Below are 1,696 nucleotides of genomic sequence, written 5' to 3'. Positions count from 1 at the left end.
CGGGCCGCTTTGCGGCCCGCCCCCTTTCACTTTGCCGGAACGCCGATATGAAGTTTAAAAGATTAACTCCCCATGGGGGGTTGGGGGTGAGGCCCCCGCTTCCCTCACGGCGTCTCCTCAGCGTAGAATGTGCAAATTAATTTCGCCAGTCGGCGTCTCGCGCAGGCGTCCACCTACGCGGACGCAGAATCAGAGCCCAACCCCATCGATGCGAGGACGAGTTCTGTCTTCAAGAACTTCTCCCGATAGGCCGGGATCGTGATCATCGGCGGGCGCTCCACGTCTCCGATCTCCTCCACCTCCAGGTAATACCGACCCGGCTCATGGCGGATCAGCTTCATGGAGCGGTTCACTTCCTCCAGCAGCTGGATCTTATGCCGGTCCTCCAGCCGGCGGATCACCACTTGAATGATGGCGAAGGACATCTTGGAGAGGGCCTCCAGATCCTGGTTGCGATGGATCCGCTCCTGGAGATCCACCTGGGCGATGGACCACAGGCCGAAGCGCTCCAAGATATCGATCAGCAGGCCGATCTCCACCCCGTAGCCGGTGAAGAAGGGGACCTGCTCCAGCACCTCGCGACGGCCGGCGTATTCCCCGGAGAGCGGCTGGATCAGCCCGGAGAGCTCGGGGAAGAACAGGTTGAGCAGCGGCCGCGCCACCAGCTCCGTCACCCGCCCCCCGCCCCCCGCCTGCAACCTCTCACCCACTCGAATCGGCCGCCGATAGAAACCTTTCACCAAGCCGATGCGGGGCGAGCGCAGGAGCGGGCCGATCAGCCCGTAGATGAAGCGAGGATGATAATTGGTGATGTCCGTATCCGTCCAGACGATCAGATCCCCTTTCAGAAGATACAGGCTCTTCCACAATGCCTCTCCCTTCCCTCGATAGGATCCCAATTCCGGAAGAACTTCAGGATGGATATACACCGGGACGCCCATCGCCTGGGCGATCTCCCGAGTGCGGTCGGTCGAGGCGCTGTCGATGACCACGATCTCATCTAAGAGCGGATATCGCTCCATCAAGGTTTCCCGAGCGATGGCCAGGATCTGGCCGATAGTGGCTTCCTCGTTGAGGGTCGGCAACCCCAGACTGATGGTGACTCCCTGGGCCCGTTTCAGGGCAACCAATTCCTCCAGGTCGCTGAACTCCTCTGCATCGAAGGTGTTCTCTGCGAACCATTTATCCACCAGGACAGAGATCGGCAGCTGGGCGGGTGCCCCTCGAGGGCGGGGTTGCCCAGGGAGAAAAGCACGGGCTGCTTTCACCAGGATCAGCGGTTTCGATGTCCCCCCCGCCAAGGACCCAGCCAGGGGCCCAAGGGGCTGGGGGCCCCTACCTCCCGGTCGAGCAGGGGCACCGATGATCACCCCATCGTGATGCTGGAGCGCCTCCAACACCGCCTGGCCCACCTCATCGAGGGCCACCATCTGACGGGTGATTCGGGGGAAGGATCGAGCCAGTGGACGGAACGCTGCAGCGACCCGACGGGCGTCCGAGGCAGCGTGGAGCAAGGTCACTTGCCCATCCCAAGCCTCTGCCAGCGTTAAGGCCACCTCCAGCGCCAGCTGGGTGTAGGGCCCGCCTCGCACCGGAAGCAGGATCCGTCGCCATCGAGCGCCAATGGGACCCCGGACCAGCAGGAGGTCGCAGGGAGCTTCCTGAAGCACCTGGGCGAGCGGAGCGCCCAGCACGG

Annotated in this window: 1 protein-coding gene; it reads right to left on the bottom strand. The window is 63.1% G+C overall.

Going from position 1 to position 1,696, the window contains the following annotated elements:
- Nucleotides 1-173 precede the first annotated feature (173 nt).
- The coding region (locus ACFMO5_RS03080) for a glucosyl-3-phosphoglycerate synthase (RefSeq protein ID WP_376791302.1) at nucleotides 174-1,696 on the bottom strand (1,523 nt) is incomplete at its 5' end.

It is taken from the genome of Thermoflexus sp. (genome assembly GCF_042408365.1).
In the GTDB taxonomy this organism is placed as follows: Bacteria; Chloroflexota; Anaerolineae; order Thermoflexales; family Thermoflexaceae; genus Thermoflexus.
The sequence above is the reverse complement of the archived record's forward strand: the minus strand, read 5'-3'. Positions and strand labels throughout refer to the sequence as shown.